The sequence below is a fragment of the Pantoea sp. JZ29 genome (assembly GCF_035190385.1).
Classification (GTDB): domain Bacteria; phylum Pseudomonadota; class Gammaproteobacteria; order Enterobacterales; family Enterobacteriaceae; genus Pantoea; species Pantoea stewartii.
Genome location: NZ_CP045241.1, coordinates 2,572,337 through 2,592,804, shown reverse-complemented (window position 1 = coordinate 2,592,804; position 20,468 = coordinate 2,572,337). Strand labels below are relative to the sequence as shown.

Sequence of the window (20,468 nt, the reverse complement as noted above, 5' to 3'; positions counted from 1 at the left end):
TTTATTATATTAATCAATGATGAAACACCAATGCATCAGCGTTTATGAAACATCAACATCGATGTCAGTGCTGCTTACCCATCCATCAAGCTTATCAGCCCATTCCTGCATCATCACTTTACGCTCATCAAGATACGTCGCATGGTTGTAAGTGCGGCGAACATTGTTGGTATCAGCGTGCGCAAGCTGAGCCTCGATAGCATCAGGCCGATAGCCCATCTCGTTTAAACGGGTACTTCCTGTAGTTCTGGTTGCATGTGGACTATAAGTTCCGCTCCAGCCGAGGCTTTTAAGTAGCTGACGCAGCGAGTGTGATGTCATCGGGCCACGTGGGTTATCTCGTCCCGGAAAAAGGTGCTGTCGATGCCCGGTTAATCCCTGTAGCGTTTTGAGCATGTTGACGGCTTGAGAGGGGAGGGGAATAACATGTTCCCTACGAGCTTTCATGCGCGTCGCCGGTATGGTCCATAGCGCATTATCGAGATCGAATTCTGCCCATTCAGCTTCGGTGACTTCGGCTGGCCGCGCCAGCGTCCACCACATTAGCCACATGCAATAGTTAACCTGATATGAGCCGCGACTGTTATCAAAACAGCTTAATAGCTTCCCGATTTGCTGTGGATTCAATGCCTGTTTATGCTGTGTCTTATTCGCCGGAAGCGCCTTGCGTACAGGCCAGACAGGATCGCTGTCAGCTCTAAGCGTTGCCACTGCCAACTCGAAAACCGATGAAATGGTACGTCGGGCTTCAGCAGCAACAGTCGGAGCGCCGCGTTTAGCGGTTTCCTGAAGAATTTTAAGAATGTGGTGTGGTGTGATCTCTCTGACAGGGAGCTTACCGATTGCGGGGAAAACCACACGTTCAAGCATATCCAGTCGGCGTGTTTTGGTAATTTCGGCCCAGTCTTTCATCTGCAACCACTCTTTGGCGATCAGCTCAAAGGTGTTAGAAGCATCATTGACCTTGCGGATCTTATCTAACTGACGAGCCTGTGTCGGGCTAACTCCATCTGCGACTTGCCTACGCGCTTGCTCGCATTTCTCGCGAGCTTCGGCGAGCTTTATCGCTGGATACTCACCCAACGCAAACATGCTTGATTTACCGTTGAGTTTAAATCGATAGCGCCATGCCTTTTTGCCATTGGGTTTCACTTCGAGGTAGAGACCATTAAAGTCATTGAGTCGATAGAGTTTTTCTTTCGGCCTGGCAGTGCGGCATTGCGTATCAGTGAGCATAGCGGGTCCTTGACTATTTCTTATACCGTTATTGTACTCACCTAAAATGATAATGGAAACGGATTGTACTCATCTATGTACTCATTTTAGACTGCGCTCTCATGAGATCACATGAGACAATGTGGAATAAAAAATCCACGCAAGTGCGTGGATTTTAGAGGGTTTTGTGAGCTTCATGAGATGTTATGAAACCTCATGAGACAACAAAACTTATTTAGACGTTAAACAAGAAATTCATCACATCGCCATCTTTAACGATGTACTCTTTGCCTTCTGAACGCATCTTGCCCGCTTCTTTCGCGCCTTGCTCACCCTTATAGGTAATAAAGTCTTCAAACGCGATCGTTTGTGCGCGAATAAAGCCTTTCTCGAAGTCGGTGTGGATTTTACCGGCGGCCTGTGGGGCGGTGGCGCCAACAGGGATAGTCCATGCGCGTACTTCTTTGACGCCGGCGGTGAAATAGGTCTGCAGATTCAGCAGTGCGTAACCGGCACGAATCACGCGGTTCAGGCCTGGCTCTTCGATGCCCAGCTCGGCCATAAACTCGTCACGATCTTCGTCTTCCAGTTCGGCGATATCAGATTCGACAGAGGCGCAGACTGGCACAACGACAGAACCTTCTTTGGCGGCGATTTCGCGCACTTTATCCAGGTACGGGTTGTTTTCAAAGCCATCTTCATTGACGTTAGCAATGTACATCGTGGGCTTAAGCGTCAGGAAGCTCAGATAGCGCAGGGCGGCTTTGTCCTCATCGGTCAGATCCAGCGCGCGCAGCATGCCCGCGTTTTCCAGATGAGGCAGACATTTCTCCAGCGCCGCCTGTTCCGCTTTCGCGTCTTTATCGCCGCCTTTAGCTTTTTTCTGCACGCGCTGCAGTGCACGTTCACAGGTGTCCAGATCCGCCAGCGCCAGCTCGGTGTTGATGGTTTCGATATCATCAGCCGGATCGACTTTATTATTCACGTGGATAATATTGTCGTTTTCAAAGCAGCGAACCACGTGGCCGATCGCTTCGGTTTCACGGATATTGGTCAGGAACTGGTTGCCCAGGCCTTCACCTTTTGATGCACCTTTTACCAGACCGGCGATATCGACGAATTCCATGGTAGTCGGAACCACGCGCTGTGGCTTGACGATCTCGGACAGCTGATCCAGACGCAGGTCAGGCATAGGTACAACGCCCGTGTTGGGTTCAATGGTGCAGAAGGGGAAGTTCGCCGCTTCAATACCCGCTTTTGTCAGCGCGTTAAACAGAGTGGATTTACCGACATTTGGCAGGCCCACGATACCGCATTTGAATCCCATGGTTTAATACCCTTTATAGCTGGATGGGCAACGCCTGAACGCAGGCGCCGCCGGAAACGTAAGATAATTTTCGCGCATTATACACAGATTCGCGACAATCGGGGCGATTAGACAGGCTTAAAGGCATGCAGGCGGTTCATTGCCTTAATGCGATCTTCCTTCAGCCACAGTTCGGTGCAGCGCGCTGCTTCATCAATGGCGTCATCGATCAGCTTTTGCTCGCTGGCGGGCGGTTTGCCTAACACAAATCCGGTCACTTTGTTGCGGTCACCGGGATGGCCGATGCCGATGCGCAGACGATGAAAGTTATTATTATTGCCCAGCTTGCTGATGATGTCTTTCAGGCCGTTATGACCGCCGTGACCGCCGCCTTGTTTGAATTTCGCAATGCCCGGTGGCAGATCGAGTTCATCGTGCGCCACTAAAATTTCTTCGGGCGCAATACGGTAGAAGGTCGCCATCGCCGCGACCGCTTTGCCGCTGAGGTTCATAAAGGTGGTGGGCACCAGCAGTCGGACATCTTCGCCCGCCAGCGCCAGTCGCGCCGTATAACCGAAAAATTTGGCTTCTTCTTTTAACGACTGATTGTGCCGCTCAGCCAGCAAATCCAGATACCACGCACCCGCGTTATGGCGCGTGGCGGCATATTCCGCACCGGGATTCGCCAGGCCGACAATCAGTTTAATGCTGCTCACAAGGAATATCCTGCTGTTATCACCAAAGGGCAGTAGTTTACTGTGCCAGGCTGCGGATCACAAAGTGTGAGCCACGAATTATTAGTGTCGGTGATTAATTGTTTTTCATCTAAATCAATAAGCTGTAATTATGCTTTGGTCACACTTATCCTGTTCTGAGTGTGACGAAGTGCACAAATTAGCCTGCTGTCATTGCCTAAACTACTGACAGGTTAACATTGTGTGCGCTCATCGGACCGCACCGTCAGGAGGTGAAAGATGAAACGTCATCACTCACGTATGGCAGGAAATGCCTTAATGGCACTGGGCTTAGTGACCATGGTACTCGGCGTTGGTTTTTCGATTATTAACCAACTTCCCTCTTTAAATCTGCCGCAGATACTGGCGCAGGGGGCGATGTTTGGGATTTTCTTTGGCGCACTGTTATGGCTGGCTGGTGCCTGTATTAGCGGTCGTGAAAAAGTCGAAGATCGCTATTACTGGGAGCGGCATTATGGCGATAAACGCTGCCGCCGCAGCCACCACTCGTCATAATCACGTTCCCGGCAACGTCAGGCAGGGTTGGGTTCGGTTTCTGCCTTTGGCTTTTGCCTGATAGAGCGCTTTGTCAGCCAGCGCCATCAGTTCGCCAAAATCAATGTGGCGATTGTCGGCGGTAGAGAAGCCAATGCTGACGGAATAGGGAATCTGCCCCGGTCGGGAAAGGTGGATCGCCTGGCGCACCTGCTCGCACCAGACGTTAGCCTGCGCTGACATCATCGGCAGAAGGGCGGCAAATTCTTCGCCGCCCAGTCGCGCAAAGCGCGCCCCTTCAGGCAACATGCCGGACACACGGTGACTGAAATCAATCAGAACCTGGTCGCCCTGATGATGCCCGTAGCGGTCATTAATGCCTTTAAAATGGTCCAGATCGAATAACACCACCGTCAGCGCTTTATTCTGCTTCTGACAGGCTTTAATCATCACCTCGGCGTCGGTAAACAGGGCACGACGGTTCCAGATATTGGTCAGGGGATCGTGCAGTGAAGCCGCTTTCAGCGCATTGCGCGTCCGCTCATTGACCATCGCCAGAATCGTCACGGTAAACCCAATGACAAACAGCATGGATTCCATAATCACATAGACGGAGAAATTCGATCCGCTTATCGCGCCCTGAACGCCAACCGGGCGGGAATTATCCAGAAATATGCGAGCCACATGGAATATCAGGTGAATCCAGAGCAGGAGCTGGGCAGGCCAGAACGTTGCATCCATATTGCGCCGCGCCAGCCAGAGAAAATAGATAAGCGCTCCGGTATACCCGATGCAGAGCAGGCAGAGCACCAGTACGCGCAGCGATAAGCTGTAATAAAATCCCGGAATCAGGCAGAGCAGTGACCAGATCAGCGCCCCGACCAGACCACTCATCCCCGGCTGCTTACCGCAAAAGGTGCGAAACGCGCTGAACAATCCCCCGTAAGCCAGCATAAGCAACACGTTGCTCATGGCCACCGGTAAAAACTGATAGCCCTGGCTGCGCAGGCTACTGAGAATAAAGGCGACCAGCGTCAGTAAAATGGCCACGCAAACATAGCCCAGCGTGCGATCGTAATGCGAACCGACCCAGGCAAATGCCAGGATCAGACTCATAAACCCCAGTACGTAGAGTTCGCAAATAAATAACGTATAGACGTCGAGGTTCATAGTGGAAAACGATCGCAATAAAAAGTGCGGGCAAAGTACCACTCAACGCAGAATGGCAAAAGAGCAGATAAGATAATTTCAGCGAAAGAGTTTTTCGTAGTAAGCGTGACAATAACGGCGGTGACTCATAACGAAAATTTCTGTGAATCAAGCAGCTTTGTCGGAAGGGGAGAGGTACAGACAAAAGAAAAGGCCGGACAGCGTGTCCGGCCTGCGAAGATTAGTGTTCGAACATTGCCGAAATGGACTCTTCGTTACTGATGCGGCGAATGGCTTCGGCCAGCATGCCTGACAGCGTCAGGGTACGGACGTTTGGCAGCGACTTCATCTCTTCGGATAACGGAATGGTGTCACACACGATAACCTGATCGATGACAGATTTACGTAAGTTTTCCACCGCGTTACCGGAGAAGATAGGGTGCGTCGCGTACGCGAACACGCGCTTGGCACCGCGCTCTTTCAGCGCTTCCGCGGCTTTGCACAGTGTGCCGCCGGTGTCGATCATGTCATCGACCAGCACACAGTCACGGCCCGCAACGTCACCAATGATATGCATGACCTGAGAAATGTTCGCACGCGGGCGACGTTTGTCGATGATGGCCATATCGGTGTCGTTCAGCAGTTTCGCAATAGCACGGGCACGAACCACGCCGCCAATGTCAGGCGAAACAACAATCGGGTTTTCCAGGCCAATCTGTAACATATCCTCCAGCAGAATGGGACTGCCGAAGACGTTATCAACCGGGACGTCGAAGAAGCCCTGGATCTGCTCAGCGTGCAGGTCAACCGTTAAAACACGGTCAACGCCGACGCTGGAAAGAAAGTCAGCCACGACTTTGGCGGTAATAGGCACACGCGCAGAACGCACGCGGCGGTCCTGACGGGCATAACCAAAGTAGGGGATAACAGCGGTAATACGACCAGCTGAAGCACGACGCAGCGCGTCGACCATCACGACCAGTTCCATCAAATTATCATTGGTGGGAGCACAGGTGGACTGGATGATGAAAATATCACCACCGCGTACATTTTCATTAATTTGTACGCTTACTTCGCCATCACTGAAACGACCGACAGCGGCGTCGCCCAGGCTGGTGTAAAGGCGGTTGGCAATACGTTGTGCTAGTTCCGGGGTGGCGTTACCAGCAAAAAGCTTCATATCAGGCACGAGAAGAACCTCAGGCTTTGCGTCCAGAGAATGAACGTCATGACAGTAACCGGCGAATACTGTCGTGATCGTTCACACGGGTATGTGAGTGCGAAACGTGCTGTATCTGGAACAGGGTGACACAGTCACGCTATCGCTAATCGCCTTGCAGAGTGCGCTGTAACGGCGAGACGTTAACGCCTCGGGCTACAAAACCGCGCACCCATGACGGGGCAAGTTCCAGCACCTGGCGAGCAGCGTACTCGGTGTCAAATTCAGCAAACACACAAGCACCTGTCCCTGTCAGGCGCGACGGCGCGTATTCTAGCAGCCATGAAACAAGCTCATCAACCTCACGAAAACGTTTTCTTACTACTGATTCGCAATCGTTAAGAAAGGGGGCCTGTAAAAGTGCTGATAAAGTGCGCACGGGCGTGTCACGGGGGAGTGCCGGATCGTTAAAGACCACCGGCGTGGCCACGCTGACGCCGGGATGGGCAACAAGATACCATTTTTCGGCAGGCGATGCGGGAGAAAGCACCTCGCCGACCCCTTCGGCGAAGGCGGCGTGCCCTTTAACGAACACCGGGACATCCGCACCCAGTTTCACGCCCATCTGTGCCAGTTCCGTCGGCGAAAAACCGGTTTTCCAGAGATGATTAAGCGCCACCAGAACCGTAGCGGCGTCAGAAGAACCGCCACCCAGTCCACCGCCCATTGGCAAACGCTTTTCAATGGCGATCCGCGCACCCGCCTGCGCCGGCAGCGTTCCCTTCTCGCGGGCAGCCGCCTTAAGCATGTCGGCGGCACGCACGATCAGGTTTTCAGCATCCGGCACGCCGGACACGGGCGTGAGAAGGGTAATGGCATCGCTCTGATCGGGAACAATCTCCAGACTGTCGCCATAATCCAGAAACTGAAACAGGGTTTGCAGGTTATGGTAACCGTCCGCCCGGCGCCCGGTGATGTACAAAAAAAGGTTCAGTTTTGCCGGAGCAGGCCAGGTGGTGATCATTTCAGCGTCCAGCTATCCATACGTAACTTGATGCGCTGATCGCCTTCTTTCAGCTCCAGGCTGGCGGGCAGCGCAGGGGTGACGTTGCTGTAGTAGCCGGCGATGGTCACCTGCCAGGTCTGGCCATCATGCTGATAGTTCAGGCTGCGCAACTGATACTGATCGTTAAGCTGGTAGTCGGTCGCATCGCCCGGCAGGCCCATCATCCACTGGCGCAGGTTGGTCAGCGGAATATCCATGCCGGTCAGCTGCGAGATCATCTTCTGCGCATCGTTGCTGACATAGCGTTTGCCCTGGCTATCCACGATCTGCACCACAGAACCCTGCGCATCAAGCTGCAGTTCTGTGCTGCCTAACGGGTTGGTTAACAGCAGACGATAACGGTCAGGTGCGGTCTGCTGCCAGTTGAAGCGGGCATAGACTTTTTGTTTGTCCGACAGATAGGCGAACGCGCCGCGCGTCTGGTACTGCGTCACTTTACTGACCGCTTGCTGATGATGTTGCCATTGGGGTGCAGTGGCGCTCGGGCCGGGACCTTGTGGTTTATTGATGCTACAGGCAGCCAGCAGAACAGCACCGGCCAGGGGTAAAAGGCGCAACAGATTGCGTGGGGAAGTAAGCATCAAGTGGTCATCTCCTCGGACTCATTTTTCATTGGTAACAGGTAACGCTAACCATCCGCATTTTAACCGTCAATGCTGTTATACGGCAAAATCGCTATGATCGGCTTAATCTTATTACAGTCATAGCCTTTGTATGGCTTTTCTTGATCTGCTGCATCTTGTAGAATGCGCTTCACAAAACCCTGACATTATTGGGACAACCCAACCTAAATCGCCATGACGCTGCTCGCTCTCGGAATCAATCACAAAACTGCACCCATTGCTCTGCGCGAACGCGTCGCGTTCGGGCCGGAGTCGCTGGAACAGGCCTTAGACAGCCTGTTATCCCAGCCCATGGTGCAGAGTGGCGTCGTGCTCTCCACCTGTAACCGAACCGAACTCTACCTGAGTGTAGAGCAACAGGTCGATCTGCAGGAACGTCTGGTGCGCTGGCTGTGTGACTATCACCAGCTTGATGAAGAGGATGTACGTAACAGCCTCTACTGGCATCAGGACAATGAGGCCGTCAGTCATCTTATGCGCGTCGCCAGCGGGCTGGATTCGCTGGTGCTGGGCGAGCCGCAGATTTTAGGTCAGGTGAAAAAAGCCTTTGCCGATTCGCAGCGCGGTCATGCACTGAGCAGTGAACTGGAACGTATGTTCCAGAAAACCTTCTCGGTTGCCAAGCGCGTGCGTACGGAAACGGAGATCGGCGCGAACGCCGTTTCCGTTGCCTTTGCCGCCTGTACGCTGGCGCGGCAGATCTTTGAGTCCCTCTCCACCGTCAACGTGTTACTGGTTGGCGCGGGAGAAACCATTGAGCTGGTGGCGCGTCATCTGAGCGAACATCAGGTCAAAAAACTGATTATTGCCAACCGTACCCGCGAACGCGCGGACGCGCTGGCGAAAGAAGTGGGCGCGGAAGTGATTGGCCTTGCGGACATCGACGCGCGCCTGGCCGATGCCGACATCGTCATTACTTCCACCTCCAGTCCCTTGCCCATCATTGGTAAAGGCATGATGGAACGGGCGCTCAAAGCGCGCCGTAACCAGCCAATGCTGCTGGTGGATATTGCGGTGCCGCGCGACGTAGAGCCGGAAGTGGGCAAGTTAGCGAATGCCTATCTCTACAGCGTTGACGATCTGCAGGCCATCATTGAGCAGAACCTTGCCCAGCGCAAAGCCGCTGCGGTGCAGGCCGAAAGTATCGTGGTGCAGGAATGCAGCGATTTCATGGCCTGGCTGCGTTCCCAGGGCGCGGTCAACTCTATTCGTGAATACCGTGCTCAGGCGGATGATATCCGCGCTGAACTGGAAGGCCGTGCGCTGCAGGCGCTGCAGCAGGGTGCCGATCCGCAAAAAGTGATGCAGGAACTGGCCCACAAGCTGACCAACCGTTTGATTCATGCACCGACCAAATCTCTTCAGCAGGCCGCGCGCGACGGCGACAGCGAACGCCTGCAGATTTTACGCGACAGCCTGGGTCTCGATTAGGCACACTGCTGTCGTCTTCTGTTACGGGAATCCCACAGTTAAATGAAAACCTCTATTGTTGCGAAACTGGAAGCGCTGCAGGAGCGCCACGAAGAAGTGGAAGCGATGCTGGGCGATGCAGGCGTCATTGCCGATCAGGAACGCTTTCGTGCTTTGTCGCGTGAATATGCTCAGTTGACCGATGTCACGCGCTGCTTCCGCGACTGGCAGCAGAACCAGGATGATATCGAGACGGCTAAAATGTTACTCGACGATCCTGAAATGCGCGATATGGCGCAGGAAGAGCTGCAGGCGGCACGTGAGAAAACCGACGCGCTGGAGCAACAGTTGCAGCTGTTACTGCTGCCGAAAGATCCGGACGATGAGCGCGACTGTTTTGTCGAAGTCCGTGCCGGTACCGGCGGCGACGAAGCGGCCATTTTTGCAGGTGACCTGTTCCGTATGTACAGCCGTTACGCCGAGTCACGTCGCTGGCGGGTGGAAATCGTCAGCGCTAACGACGGTGAGCACGGTGGCTATAAAGAGGTGATTGCCCGTATTATGGGTGACGGTGCCTATGGCCGACTGAAATTTGAATCCGGCGGCCATCGCGTACAACGCGTACCCGAGACGGAATCCCAGGGCCGTATTCATACCTCTGCCTGTACGGTGGCGGTGATGCCTGAACTGCCGGAAGCGGAGCTGCCCGAGATCAACCCGTCAGATTTAAAAATCGATACTTTCCGCTCCTCCGGTGCCGGTGGGCAGCACGTTAACACCACCGACTCCGCGATCCGTATTACCCACTTGCCGACCGGTATTGTGGTGGAATGTCAGGATGAACGCTCTCAGCACAAGAACAAGGCAAAAGCCTTATCGGTGTTGGGCGCGCGTATCCATGCGGCCGAAATGGCAAAACGTCACGAAGCTGAAGCCAGCACCCGCCGTAACCTGCTGGGCAGCGGTGACCGTTCCGATCGTATCCGCACCTATAACTTCCCGCAGGGCCGTGTGACCGACCATCGCATCAACCTGACGCTTTATCGTCTGGATGAAACCATGGAAGGTAAACTGGACAGCCTGATCGAACCCATCGTTCAGGAATACCAGGCTGACCAACTGGCGGCGCTGGCCGGTCAGGATTAATGGATATTCGCCACTGGCTCAAACAGGCGGTTGCCACGCTGTGTGGGGGCGACAGCCCGAAGCGTGATGCGGAAATCCTGCTGGGTTATGTCACAGGCAAACCCCGCAGCTGGCTGGTGGCTTTTGATGAAACCCTGCTCAGTGACGCGCAGCTACAACAGTTGACGGCGTTGCTGGCACGGCGCGCCCGGGGAGAACCGATCGCCCATTTAGTTGGCGAGCGCGAATTCTGGTCGCTCCCGCTGAGGGTTAGCGACGCCACACTTATCCCGCGGCCGGATACCGAGATCCTGGTTGAACAGGCGCTGGCCCGATTGCCTGCCGCACCTGCGCGCGTGCTGGATCTCGGCACGGGCACCGGTGCCATTGCCCTGGCGATTGCCAGCGAACGGCCCGATTGCACCGTGATCGGCGTTGATCGTGTCCCTGCTGCCGTTGCGCTGGCGCAGGATAACGCTGCGCATCTGGCGATAGCTAACGCGACGTTTGTGCACAGCCACTGGTTTGCACAGCTCACCCCGACCCGATTTGATCTTATCGTGAGTAATCCGCCTTACATTGATGCCAGCGATCACCATCTGGAGGAGGGCGATGTGCGTTTTGAACCGCGCAGCGCACTGGTGGCAGATGAGGCGGGCATGGCCGATCTCCGGTGGCTGATCGCACAGTCACCCGCCTGGTTACAGCCGGGTGGCTGGCTGCTCCTGGAACATGGCTGGCAGCAGGATGAGGCGGTGCGTCAACTGATGTGCCAGCACCACTATCAGGCGGTGGACACGGTGAAGGATTACGGTGGCAATCCCCGGGTCACATTTGGGCAGACCGCGCCGATACCGGTATAGTGCCGCAACGTAAAATCACAGGGATGAATGATGTTTACTTATTACCCACTGCTAAAAAACCTGCATCTGCTGACCGTGGCGATCACGGTTTCGCTGTTTCTGCTGCGCTTCTACTGGCAGCGCGTTGGCGCAGCCATACTGCAACGCCGCTGGGTCCGTATTCTTCCACATGTCAACGACACGTTGCTGCTGCTGAGCGGCGCAGCGCTGGTAATGCTGACCCACTTCTATCCGTTTTCACCTCAGGGAAGCTGGCTGACGGAGAAGCTGTTAGGCGTTATTATCTATATTGCCCTTGGGTCCGTGGCGCTGAGCCGCCGCCCTCGTTCTGATCGCACCCGCTGGATGGCCTTTGTGGTCGCCTTAATCGCGCTGGTGACGATCATTAAGCTGGCACTGAGTAAAATGCCGTTATTGGGGATAGTATGAGCTCCACCGAACAACTCGATTACAGTGAAACACCGCTCTGTGAGGCGGTGATGGGTGCAACCAAAGCCATTCGCACCGATTTTCCGACCCTGTCGGTCGAACAACAGTTAGCGGCGTTAGTGGCTGAAGCCCGGGATTACGTCAGCGACCAACAGGATGCGGATTTAAAGCTCGAAAAGCTGCTGGAGCTGTTTTACAAGCAGTGGAAATTTGGCGGTGCCAGCGGCGTGTATAATCTGTCTGATGCACTCTGGCTGGATAAAGTGCTGAAAACCCGTCAGGGAACCGCCGTGTCACTGGGCGTGATTCTGCTGCATATTGCGGCGGAACTGGAACTGCCCCTGATGCCGGTGATTTTCCCGACGCAGTTGATTCTGCGCGCCGACTGGCTGGATGGCGACAAGTGGCTGATTAATCCGTTCAACGGGGAAACCCTGGATACGCACACGCTCGAAGTATGGCTGAAAGGCAATATCAGCCCGCTGGCGCGTCTGTATGATGACGATCTCGACGAAGCCAAAACCGTCAGCGTAATGCGCAAAATGCTGGATACGCTGAAAGCGGCGCTGATGGAAGAGAAGCAGATGGAGCTGGCCCTGAACGTCAGCCAGGTGTTGTTGCGCATTGACCCGGACGATCCCTATGAAATTCGCGATCGGGGATTAATCTATGCACAGCTTGAGTGCGATCATATCGCGTTAACGGACTTAACCTACTTCGTTGAACAGTGTCCTGAGGATCCGGTCAGCGAAATGATTAAAGTCCAGATTCACGCAATCGAACAAAAACGCGTGACGCTGCATTAAGCGTCACCCCAGATAAGGAAAGGGCATGACACAGAAAGTTGTCAGTATTGGTGATATCAGGGTCGCAAACGATCTGCCATTTGTTCTCTTTGGCGGCATGAACGTGCTGGAATCCTACGACCTCGCGATGCGCATCTGCGAGCACTATGTAAACGTGACCGATAAACTCGGCATTCCTTACGTTTTCAAAGCGTCTTTTGACAAAGCCAACCGCTCCTCCATCCACTCTTACCGTGGCCCCGGCCTGGAAGAGGGCATGAAGATTTTCCAGGCGCTGAAGCAGGCCTTTGGCGTGAAAATCATCACCGATGTGCACGAAGCGGCGCAGGCTCAGCCTGTGGCGGATGTTGTTGACGTGATTCAGCTGCCGGCCTTCCTGGCGCGTCAGACCGACCTGGTTGAGGCGATGGCGAAAACGGGCGCGGTGATTAACGTCAAGAAGCCCCAGTTTGTCAGCCCCGGCCAGATGGGCAACATCGTGGACAAGTTTGCCGAAGGCGGAAACGACAAGGTTATTCTTTGCGACCGCGGCAGTAACTTTGGCTACGACAACCTGGTAGTGGATATGCTGGGTTTCAACGTCATGAAGAAGGTGACGAATAATTCGCCGGTGATTTTCGACGTGACGCACGCGCTGCAAACCCGCGATCCTTTCGGTGCAGCCTCAGGCGGACGCCGTGCTCAGGTGGCCGAACTGGCGCGTGCCGGTATTGCGGTGGGCATTGCGGGCCTGTTTATTGAAGCCCATCCGGAGCCGGACAACGCCAAATGCGACGGTCCGTCGGCGTTACCGCTGGATAAACTGGAACCGTTCCTGGTGCAGATGAAGGCGATTGACGATCTGGTGAAAAGTTTCCCGGCACTGGACACCAGCAAATAAGCCGCAGTGCAGACGAAAAAAAAGAGCGAATTCTCGCTCTTTTTTTTCGTCTCAGTTTTGTGAGATTACAGCATGATGGTCATCAGATAGCCGACAAATAAGGCCAGGTGCGCGGCACCATTCAGCACATTCGTTCTGCCGGTTGAGAAGCTAATCTGACACAGGATCAGAGAGGCAATCATAATAACCATCTGCGGCGGTTCCAGGCCGAATATCAATTCCTGGCCTGTCAGCGTTGCAATAATAGAGACCGCCGGTACGGTCAGCGAAATCGTGGCCAGCACTGAGCCAAAGAACAGGTTCATCGCGCGCTGTACCTGGTTCATCAGGACGGCCCGGATGGCACCCAGACCTTCCGGTGAGAGGATCAGTAACGCCACCAGGAAGCCGGTGAACTGCTTCGGTGCGTTGAGGTCGGTCAGCAGATGCTCCAGTGGGTTAGCATTCATCTTGGTGACGGCAATCACCGCAATCAGATGCACAATCAGCCAGATGGCGTGCCAGAGGCTACTGTGCGCAGAAGGTTTACCGTGGTGAGGATCGCCATCATCACTGTCATCTTCGTGCTCATAGACAAACAGGCTCTGGTGCGTTTTGGTCTGAATCAACAGGAAAACGCCATACATCGCGGCAGAAATAGCGGCAATCAGTAAACTTTGCGCAGCGGTGAAATTTCCGCCCGGCAAGGCATTCGGAAACACCAGCACCAGGATGGCTAACGGAAAAATAGCGATCAGGTATTGCTTTACCCCGGCCAGATTCACGTATTGCGTCGCAAACTTTCTGCCGCCCAGCAGTAAGGCAAAGCCCACCAGCCCGCCGGTCACGATCATAATGATCGAGTAGAGCGTATCGCGCATCAGCGCAGGTGCCGCATCGCCGGTGGCCATCAGTGCCGAAATCAGGCTGACTTCCAGAATCACGACAGACAGGCTGAGGATCAGGGAACCATAGGGTTCGCCCAGGCGGTGAGCCAGCACATCCGCATGACGCACCACGCTGAACGCGCTGCTGAGAATAGCAACCAGCGCCAGTAAATTAATGCCGACGACGAGCGGGAGTGAGGTTTGTGCACCAAAAAAATAGAGTACACCCAGGGCAATAAGGGGAAGTATCAGTGAAAACTCTTTGTGACGTGTTTTTTCATGTAAAGGCATTCACTCTCCTCGCTGCTGAATAAAAGGGGTAATTCATTTACCCACCCTGACAGGGAAATATATAAGTCAGGCAGTGTAACTTTTCAATCGAACAGCAGGTGAAAATTTACCGCTTTTTACTTTCACACACATTCAGCCTGAAAAGGGGTTTATAAAAATTTATTCCCGCTTTTGTCCGATAAATCAGTCATAAAGCAAATCCTCTTTCGCGATAATCTTCCGCATTATTGCAAAATACATCCCAGTAAGGTGATCGTTAATGCCGGAACAGAGAAATAACAAGCGGAGAGGCGCAGAAACCACAGTTTGCATTTTGGCTTATCTGCGCCAGACTTATAAACCATCATGTTAGAGGAGGATAAACGATGCCTTATGCTAAGCGAAGCGACCTGCCAGAAAGCGTTAAGCACGTCCTGCCAGCGCATGCCCAGGATATCTATCAACAGGCCTTTAACAATGCCTGGTCACAATATAAGGATCCCGATGACCGGCGAGGCAATGAATCACGCGAGGAAGTGGCCCACAAAGTGGCCTGGTCAGCGGTGAAACATGACTATGAAAAAGGGGATGACGATAAATGGCATCCCAAAAAATAGTGTGTTGCGTTGTGGGCCTGAACAGCAGGCCCGTTTATATGTCCCGTCCCGCCAGCATCATGTCCGTTCTCACGCGCATTTCTTCCCTCTGATCGCCCACGTTTCAGGCTTCTTTTCGCGCCCACGTTACGCATGTTTACTTCACGTTGCGCGAGCAGGGGTTATCCTGAACGCCAGGATGCCGTGAAGAAACTCATCAGCCCTTACCGTTTTACGCGCTGTAAAACACCTTTTTGCGGTGTTATAGCTGCCGCTTTTAATAGTTAAATAAAGGCTATTTTTTAGCGGATATTCCCACTCTTACTTGAAACTGATTTTGTTAATAATTAATGTCAGTTTAATGAATACAGCGTAAATTTGTGAATGTTCACGCAACAGAACCGAGGAGTGTCTTACACAGGACGTGGTGAAAGTCGAGGAGGTCGCATTGCTTACCCGGGAATTTTTATTAAAAGCGGATTGTAAAACATCATTTGGTGATATTGAGGAGACATTACTGTGGAGTTGTGAACAGCGCGCGGCGTCGCTGGCGGCAACCCTGGCATGTCGGCCCGATCACAGCCCGGTATGGATCTTCGGCTACGGTTCTCTGATGTGGAACCCGGTATTTGAAGCCGATGAAGTGGCATCGGCCTCGCTGCACGGCTGGCACCGTGCCTTTTGCTTACGCCTCACAGCCGGGCGCGGCACGGCTTCCCATCCGGGGCGCATGCTGGCGCTGAAAGAAGGCGGCATCACGCAGGGACTGGCATTTCGCCTGCCGGAATCACGGCTGCACGACGAACTGGCATTACTGTGGAAGCGTGAAATGATCACCGGCTGCTATTTGCCGACCTGGTGTGAGTTGGTGCTGGACGATCAACGCCGCGTGACGGCGCTGGTTTTTATTATGGATCCGCGTCATCCGCTTTATGAACCGGATACCTGTCCTCAGGCGGTTGCGCCCCTGATCGCAGCGGCCAGTGGACCGTTAGGCTCGAACGCCCAGTACCTGTTTTCGCTGGAAGAAGAACTGACTAAGCGCGGGATGCAGGAGGACGATTTGATCCGCCTGGCGCACCAGGTGCGTGAACTGCAGCAGCACTGGCCAAGACAGGCGTAATCCGCGCCCGCCAGGCCAGCAGCATCCGGTCACTGAGTTGGGTTAATCAGCCAGGTGCCCGGTCTGTCAATCACCACGGACTGACTGCGCGTCGTATTCCCGGCATGCACATCAATGCGGTACTGGCCTGCCGCCAGGTTCAGCACGGCAAAACCGTTGCTGCTGGCGTGCAAGGCCACGGGCTGACCGTTCAGGACCACCTGTTCATCACCGGCCAGTTTCAGGTAAACCATCGCCAGGCCCGCGGGCACCGTGCCGGTCGCTGGTGCAGCACTGCGTTTCGCCACCTGTGGCACCGAAGCGGTTTGCGAGTTTTCAACCCACACCACCGCGCCGACGGCAATAACGGCAACCGCGGCCAGCGCCAGAAGCCCCGGTGACGGACGACGCACTGTGCGTCCGGTCAGCGGTTCCGCCATCGTCGCCCCGTGATTCATCGCCAGGACCACCGGTGGGACCGTGTCGGCCGCGGCTGCGTCCAGTTGGTTTTGCGCGTCATTGCGCTGTTGCAGACTGTTAACCACCGCCTCCACATCGCTGACCGGTAAGGCAATGAGGGCAGCAAACACGTCGATGCTCTGCGGACGATCGTGCGGTTTCATCAATAGCGCACAGTCAATAGCATGCAGCAGCGGCAGCGAATAGCCTGAAGGCTTACGCACCACCAGCGGTTGATAGTTGTCTTCAATGCAGCGTACCACGCTGACCGGCGGCGGGGAGCCGGTAATCAGCGTGTGCAGTACCGCGCCCAGCGCATAGATGTCTGTCCAGGGGCCTTGTTCACCTTCGCCTTCTTCGCTGTATTGCTCAATGGGCGCAAACCCCGGCTTCAGCATGATTTCGGTTTCATCAGAGAGATTGCCTATCTCTTTGCGGGCGGAGCCAAAGTCGAGCAGCACCGGCAGTTGATTTTCCTGAATCTGAATATTATCCAGCGAAATATCACGGTGCAGATAGCCAGCCTGATGAATGGTATTGATAGCCCCCAGCAAGGGCGGCAGTAAGCGGCGAATCCAGTCTTCGGTGATAGACTCATGGCTGGTTAACTGCCACTCTTTCAAGGTCATGCCGTTGTAGTAAAGTGTGCCCATATAGGCGGTGCCGTTTTGTTCCCAGAAGCGCAGGACATGCAACAGGCCCGGATGATTGAAGCGTGCCAGCAGTCGGGCTTCCTGAATAAAGCTGTTCAGACCGGCATTAAACAGTTTCTGAAAACGTTCACCGCGCAGCTCCAGCGACATATCCGCCGTCCTGACCGCCAGCGAAACAGGCATGTATTCTTTAATGGCAATGGTGCGTTCAAGTTGATGGTCCCATGCGCGATAGACAATGCCGAAACCGCCGCCGCCAATCACTTCTTTGATTTCGAACTCGTTAAAGCGATATCCGTCAGGCAAGGCATTCGGTACTGCTTTCTGATTGTCATTAGCCGACATAGTGGACTCTCTGAACTGGGCCTGCTTGCCAGGCAACGCGATAATTAATGGATGTTACGCCAGGCACCTGCGCCGGGATCAACCTGATCCGCGCGCAAGGTGTCCACAAGTAACACATTCACTTTCTGTTGTGACGGTAAACTGCCTGACCACCGGCTACGCACCATGTCGAGCCGTGCAGACAGGGCGCTGGCATTCTGCTGCGCAGTGGCTTTATCCGCTCTGACCAGAAGGGTGCCCTCAAAGCGCCACAGATGTTGCGTATCGTCGAAAGGCAGCACCAGCCAGCTGTCAGGCGCATCAGCACGGGTCATAATCATGCGCTGTTTATTGACGCTAACGATTTGCAGAGCGTTACCGGCAATGGCCAGACTGGCGATCGGGTAACCCTGGTAAAACGTGACGGCAAGCGTCTGCGGTTGGCCGTGTCCACTGACGGTAATATCACTGTTGCCTTCGAGCCAGCCTTCCGACGAGCAGCGCAACCGACCGCCTTGCGGGACAAAGATCGACAATCCGTTTTCGTCCCATGCGGTGCGAAAGCGGCAGCCATCAGGTAACGCAAAATGCTGTAACGGGGTGCTGTCTGCTGGCCGCGACGCGACAACCGGAACGTTACTGCTTGTGGCGGCATCAGCGTTCACAATCAGACGCCAGTTCTGCAATTTACTGGCGCTGCCGGAAGCCAGCACGCTGCCCTGGCTGTTGGTCATTTGCCAGGGCAGAACGTCCAGTTCATTGCACTGATTCGCTAACAGTGTCCCGACGCGCGGCAGGAACGATTTAAGGATCTCTGCATTCTGGCTCTTACCCGAGACAATACGCAGTGGCAGTGTCTCCTGGCACCAGTCGTCGGGCGTTTTGCCTTCAACGTTGTCGATATACACTTCCAGTTCGAGGCTGGGTGAGTACACCACGCGATAATTTTCCGCCTGCGCAGTAAAGGCCATCAACAAGGTAGCCAGAGCGGGCAACCACACTTTCATAGCGTTTCTTTCATCCATCACGAGAGGGCAGAAAACGGGTTGAGTCAGCCAGCGAATAAAGCAGCGTGGCCTCCTGCGGTTCGCCGATCCACACGGCCAGCGCACTCAGATTATCTTTCTTTACTTCACGGCTCACGGCATGTTCCATCAACGTCAGCCACTCTTCACAGGCATTCACCATGCGCAAGGTCTGCTCCATTTCCCGGGTGGTCAGATTGAGCCAAAACCCGTCGCTACAGACTAAAAACGCATCGCCGTCTTCCAGCAGTATTTCGTCAGAAAAGCTCACAGGATGGGCAGGTTCTGTGCCGAGCGCATTATAAAGTAAATTACTGTTAATTCCGGTATTTTCATAGCCTGCCTCGCTCAGTTTTTGCACAAGGCTGTGGTCGCGGGTGACCGCATTGAGCACGCCATGCCGAAAGTGGTAAACCCGGCTGTCGCCCGCGTGCGCCCACCATGCGCGCTGTCGGGTGCGGTCGATAAACAGGCCCGCCAGCGTGGTGCACATCGTGGCAAAATTCGGATTATTACCCTGTGCGATTTCAAGCACAGAGCGGCACGTTTCTATCGCCTGCTGTGTGAAGGCGAGAGTAAGGTGCGGACAGGTGTGCAACTGAGTCAGCAGGCTGTCGCATACCAGTTGTGCCGCCTGTTCCCCACCGGGCAGTCCCGCTACGCCGTCGCATACCACGAAGCTGGCCTGATGGGCATCCAGTACCACACCGGTGCGATCCGCATGTTCATCACGCTGACCTTGCTGACTTCGCTGGGCAAACGCGATATTCATGCATCATCCGTACGCGTCTGGGAATCTTTGTACTGATTCACCTCCATGTCGTAAGCATGAAGGAAAGCTTCACCAAACAGCGTATGGAAATCGTCTTCGATTTCACCCGCAGTGCGCTGATAGCGGCGAGTGAAATAGTCCCACAGTGCGGCTTTTTGATAAGGCGTAAACGGGACTTTTGACACGGCACCATCTGACTTCGCCTGCTCCTCCAGCCCCTGCGGATTAAACGACTGCAACATGGCGGCGATGATGGCGCGGATCCCGGCGATCATGCCCAACTGATGTGCCTGCAGATCCACCAGCGCATCCCGTACCGCCTGTTCAGGCTGCATAAAGCCCGGCATCTGGCTCTGGTACATCTGCATCAATACGGTTTTGCCCGAGGGCAGAATCTTGAACGGGTTATTTGCTTCGTTCAGGATCATCGTCATTTCCGCTTTGACGCCCCGTTTAAGGATAGAGCGCGACGACAGCAATGCCACCGTGCCCTGCGAAAACAGACTTAACATGCGGCCAGTGGTCCGCATCTGTTCTTCGTTAATCACCGTATTGTGGCCGTTGCTTAGTCCCATACCGTCAAGCAGCGCCGCGACCAGGTTATCGTGATCGTGTGCGGCGGGCGAGGGCGCATATCGGGACTCACCGGCCTGGGGATCGATGGCCAGTCTGGCATCGCCCCTGTGGTCGTGGCGTCTGGCGACAGGTTCCTGAGCGACCTCTTCGACTTCAGTAAATTCGGGGATATCCAGCGGATTCGTCTGCGGGCCCGCATGGCTAAAAAACGCCAACGGATCGCTGTTGATGCCCTGTACCGCAGGGTCACGTACGTCGATGGCATAGTCGCCGATGCGCAGAGCATCCCCGTGTTTCAGGCTCACCTGCATCCCCCGGCTGAGCGGCACACCGTTGTGTTCGACCGGTGTCACGCTGCCCTGATTAGTCAGGCGGCACTCCCCGTTACAGGACAGGTGCACCAGCGCCTGCAGACGAGAAATAGAACGGGCTTCATCCGGTAACACCAAATCGTTATCCTGACTGCGGCCGATCGTGCCGCCCGGCGGATGAAACGTGACGGTTTTCACCGGCACATCAGACGTGCATTGAACGATGGTAAATTGCATGAGCTATCCCGTTATGA

At 54.6% G+C, this 20,468-nt stretch carries 21 protein-coding genes; 9 read left to right on the top strand and 12 right to left on the bottom strand.

Annotated features, from left to right (window positions below; genetic code table 11):
- Nucleotides 1–42: 42 nt before the first annotated feature.
- The 3 genes from GC090_RS12040 to pth form a co-directional block, all read right to left on the bottom strand.
- Nucleotides 43–1,236 (bottom strand): tyrosine-type recombinase/integrase, encoded by a 1,194-nt coding sequence (locus GC090_RS12040; RefSeq protein WP_088237658.1) that lies wholly within the window; start codon nt 1,234–1,236, stop codon nt 43–45.
- 214 nt (nt 1,237–1,450) lie between these two features.
- Nucleotides 1,451–2,542: a redox-regulated ATPase YchF gene (gene ychF / locus GC090_RS12035; RefSeq protein WP_033741049.1), complete on the bottom strand. Its 1,092-nt coding sequence runs from the start codon at nt 2,540–2,542 to the stop codon at nt 1,451–1,453.
- A 107-nt stretch (nt 2,543–2,649) separates the two neighbouring features.
- Entirely contained in the window at nt 2,650–3,237 is a 588-nt protein-coding gene (gene pth, locus GC090_RS12030; RefSeq protein WP_033741051.1) for an aminoacyl-tRNA hydrolase, read from the bottom strand.
- Nucleotides 3,238–3,495: 258 nt separating this feature from the next.
- On the opposite strand from pth, the gene ychH reads away from it, so the two are divergent.
- Nucleotides 3,496–3,771 (top strand): stress-induced protein YchH, encoded by a 276-nt coding sequence (gene ychH / locus GC090_RS12025; protein WP_033741052.1) that lies wholly within the window; start codon nt 3,496–3,498, stop codon nt 3,769–3,771.
- Here ychH and GC090_RS12020 read toward each other — a convergent pair whose 3' ends face one another.
- The 4 genes from GC090_RS12020 to lolB all read right to left on the bottom strand — a co-directional run bounded on the left by GC090_RS12020 (nt 3,772) and on the right by lolB (nt 7,705).
- Complete coding sequence (locus GC090_RS12020; RefSeq protein ID WP_324019885.1) at nt 3,772–4,920, bottom strand: GGDEF domain-containing protein; 1,149 nt, start codon at nt 4,918–4,920, stop codon at nt 3,772–3,774.
- A gap of 220 nt (nt 4,921–5,140) precedes the next feature.
- Nucleotides 5,141–6,088, bottom strand: coding sequence for a ribose-phosphate diphosphokinase (prs, locus tag GC090_RS12015; protein WP_324019883.1), 948 nt, complete (start codon nt 6,086–6,088; stop codon nt 5,141–5,143).
- A gap of 136 nt (nt 6,089–6,224) precedes the next feature.
- Nucleotides 6,225–7,082, bottom strand: coding sequence for a 4-(cytidine 5'-diphospho)-2-C-methyl-D-erythritol kinase (gene ispE, locus GC090_RS12010; RefSeq protein ID WP_324019882.1), 858 nt, complete (start codon nt 7,080–7,082; stop codon nt 6,225–6,227).
- Nucleotides 7,079–7,705, bottom strand: a complete 627-nt coding sequence (gene lolB, locus GC090_RS12005) for a lipoprotein insertase outer membrane protein LolB (RefSeq protein WP_324021589.1) — start codon at nt 7,703–7,705, stop codon at nt 7,079–7,081. The genes ispE and lolB overlap by 4 nt, the downstream gene beginning before the upstream one ends.
- A gap of 216 nt (nt 7,706–7,921) precedes the next feature.
- Between lolB and hemA the strand changes: the two genes are divergently transcribed.
- The 6 genes from hemA to kdsA are packed head-to-tail and all read left to right on the top strand — an operon-like array spanning nt 7,922 to nt 13,260.
- Nucleotides 7,922–9,178 carry a glutamyl-tRNA reductase gene (gene hemA / locus GC090_RS12000; RefSeq protein ID WP_033741057.1) on the top strand — a complete coding sequence of 419 codons (1,257 nt, stop codon included), beginning with the start codon at nt 7,922–7,924 and terminating at the stop codon, nt 9,176–9,178.
- 42 nt (nt 9,179–9,220) lie between these two features.
- The gene (gene prfA / locus GC090_RS11995) at nt 9,221–10,303 is read left to right on the top strand and encodes a peptide chain release factor 1 (RefSeq protein WP_006118903.1); all 1,083 of its coding nucleotides are present in this window, start codon (nt 9,221–9,223) and stop codon (nt 10,301–10,303) included.
- On the top strand, nt 10,303–11,145 hold the full coding sequence (prmC, locus tag GC090_RS11990) for a peptide chain release factor N(5)-glutamine methyltransferase (protein WP_006118904.1): 843 nt from the start codon (nt 10,303–10,305) through the stop codon (nt 11,143–11,145). The genes prfA and prmC overlap by 1 nt, the downstream gene beginning before the upstream one ends.
- Nucleotides 11,146–11,175: 30 nt before the next feature.
- Complete coding sequence (locus tag GC090_RS11985) at nt 11,176–11,574, top strand: SirB2 family protein (protein WP_039340706.1); 399 nt, start codon at nt 11,176–11,178, stop codon at nt 11,572–11,574.
- Complete coding sequence (gene sirB1, locus GC090_RS11980; protein ID WP_033741062.1) at nt 11,571–12,380, top strand: invasion regulator SirB1; 810 nt, start codon at nt 11,571–11,573, stop codon at nt 12,378–12,380. The genes GC090_RS11985 and sirB1 overlap by 4 nt, the downstream gene beginning before the upstream one ends.
- Nucleotides 12,381–12,405: 25 nt before the next feature.
- Nucleotides 12,406–13,260: a 3-deoxy-8-phosphooctulonate synthase gene (gene kdsA / locus GC090_RS11975; protein WP_324019879.1), complete on the top strand. Its 855-nt coding sequence runs from the start codon at nt 12,406–12,408 to the stop codon at nt 13,258–13,260.
- 65 nt (nt 13,261–13,325) lie between these two features.
- On the opposite strand, the gene chaA is transcribed toward kdsA, so the two are convergent.
- Entirely contained in the window at nt 13,326–14,417 is a 1,092-nt protein-coding gene (gene chaA, locus GC090_RS11970; RefSeq protein WP_006118908.1) for a sodium-potassium/proton antiporter ChaA, read from the bottom strand.
- A gap of 365 nt (nt 14,418–14,782) precedes the next feature.
- Here chaA and chaB point away from each other — a divergent pair, with 365 nt between their 5' ends.
- Together chaB and GC090_RS11960 are read left to right on the top strand one after the other, a co-directional pair.
- Nucleotides 14,783–15,013 (top strand): putative cation transport regulator ChaB, encoded by a 231-nt coding sequence (chaB, locus tag GC090_RS11965; RefSeq protein ID WP_006118909.1) that lies wholly within the window; start codon nt 14,783–14,785, stop codon nt 15,011–15,013.
- A 427-nt stretch (nt 15,014–15,440) separates the two neighbouring features.
- Nucleotides 15,441–16,115 carry a gamma-glutamylcyclotransferase gene (locus tag GC090_RS11960; RefSeq protein ID WP_162835475.1) on the top strand — a complete coding sequence of 225 codons (675 nt, stop codon included), beginning with the start codon at nt 15,441–15,443 and terminating at the stop codon, nt 16,113–16,115.
- Between the two features lie 29 nt (nt 16,116–16,144).
- Here the strand turns inward: GC090_RS11960 and GC090_RS11955 are convergent, their stop codons facing one another.
- The 4 genes from GC090_RS11955 to tagH are packed head-to-tail and all read right to left on the bottom strand — an operon-like array spanning nt 16,145 to nt 20,451.
- Nucleotides 16,145–17,551 carry a serine/threonine protein kinase gene (locus GC090_RS11955; RefSeq protein WP_039340703.1) on the bottom strand — a complete coding sequence of 469 codons (1,407 nt, stop codon included), beginning with the start codon at nt 17,549–17,551 and terminating at the stop codon, nt 16,145–16,147.
- A gap of 44 nt (nt 17,552–17,595) precedes the next feature.
- Nucleotides 17,596–18,537, bottom strand: a complete 942-nt coding sequence (locus GC090_RS11950; protein WP_324019875.1) for a hypothetical protein — start codon at nt 18,535–18,537, stop codon at nt 17,596–17,598.
- A gap of 10 nt (nt 18,538–18,547) precedes the next feature.
- Entirely contained in the window at nt 18,548–19,327 is a 780-nt protein-coding gene (locus tag GC090_RS11945; protein WP_006118913.1) for a PP2C family protein-serine/threonine phosphatase, read from the bottom strand.
- Nucleotides 19,324–20,451 (bottom strand): type VI secretion system-associated FHA domain protein TagH, encoded by a 1,128-nt coding sequence (gene tagH / locus GC090_RS11940; protein WP_039340694.1) that lies wholly within the window; start codon nt 20,449–20,451, stop codon nt 19,324–19,326. Before tagH ends, GC090_RS11945 begins: the two co-directional genes overlap by 4 nt.
- Nucleotides 20,452–20,468: the final 17 nt, after the last annotated feature.

Excerpts from the sequence above, each read along its gene's own strand:
- GC090_RS12020 (WP_324019885.1), bottom strand. The coding sequence starts at position 4,920 with ATGAACCTCGACGTCTATACGTTATTTATTTGCGAACTCTACGTACTG.
- GC090_RS11945 (WP_006118913.1), bottom strand. The coding sequence starts at position 19,327 with ATGAATATCGCGTTTGCCCAGCGAAGTCAGCAAGGTCAGCGTGATGAA.
- lolB (WP_324021589.1), bottom strand. The coding sequence starts at position 7,705 with ATGCTTACTTCCCCACGCAATCTGTTGCGCCTTTTACCCCTGGCCGGT.
- ychH (WP_033741052.1), top strand. The coding sequence starts at position 3,496 with ATGAAACGTCATCACTCACGTATGGCAGGAAATGCCTTAATGGCACTG.
- hemA (WP_033741057.1), top strand. The coding sequence starts at position 7,922 with ATGACGCTGCTCGCTCTCGGAATCAATCACAAAACTGCACCCATTGCT.
- GC090_RS11950 (WP_324019875.1), bottom strand. The coding sequence starts at position 18,537 with ATGAAAGTGTGGTTGCCCGCTCTGGCTACCTTGTTGATGGCCTTTACT.
- GC090_RS12040 (WP_088237658.1), bottom strand. The coding sequence starts at position 1,236 with ATGCTCACTGATACGCAATGCCGCACTGCCAGGCCGAAAGAAAAACTC.
- prfA (WP_006118903.1), top strand. The coding sequence starts at position 9,221 with ATGAAAACCTCTATTGTTGCGAAACTGGAAGCGCTGCAGGAGCGCCAC.
- chaB (WP_006118909.1), top strand. The coding sequence starts at position 14,783 with ATGCCTTATGCTAAGCGAAGCGACCTGCCAGAAAGCGTTAAGCACGTC.
- chaA (WP_006118908.1), bottom strand. The coding sequence starts at position 14,417 with ATGCCTTTACATGAAAAAACACGTCACAAAGAGTTTTCACTGATACTT.
- ychF (WP_033741049.1), bottom strand. The coding sequence starts at position 2,542 with ATGGGATTCAAATGCGGTATCGTGGGCCTGCCAAATGTCGGTAAATCC.
- GC090_RS11985 (WP_039340706.1), top strand. The coding sequence starts at position 11,176 with ATGTTTACTTATTACCCACTGCTAAAAAACCTGCATCTGCTGACCGTG.
- kdsA (WP_324019879.1), top strand. The coding sequence starts at position 12,406 with ATGACACAGAAAGTTGTCAGTATTGGTGATATCAGGGTCGCAAACGAT.
- sirB1 (WP_033741062.1), top strand. The coding sequence starts at position 11,571 with ATGAGCTCCACCGAACAACTCGATTACAGTGAAACACCGCTCTGTGAG.
- tagH (WP_039340694.1), bottom strand. The coding sequence starts at position 20,451 with ATGCAATTTACCATCGTTCAATGCACGTCTGATGTGCCGGTGAAAACC.
- ispE (WP_324019882.1), bottom strand. The coding sequence starts at position 7,082 with ATGATCACCACCTGGCCTGCTCCGGCAAAACTGAACCTTTTTTTGTAC.
- GC090_RS11955 (WP_039340703.1), bottom strand. The coding sequence starts at position 17,551 with ATGTCGGCTAATGACAATCAGAAAGCAGTACCGAATGCCTTGCCTGAC.
- prmC (WP_006118904.1), top strand. The coding sequence starts at position 10,303 with ATGGATATTCGCCACTGGCTCAAACAGGCGGTTGCCACGCTGTGTGGG.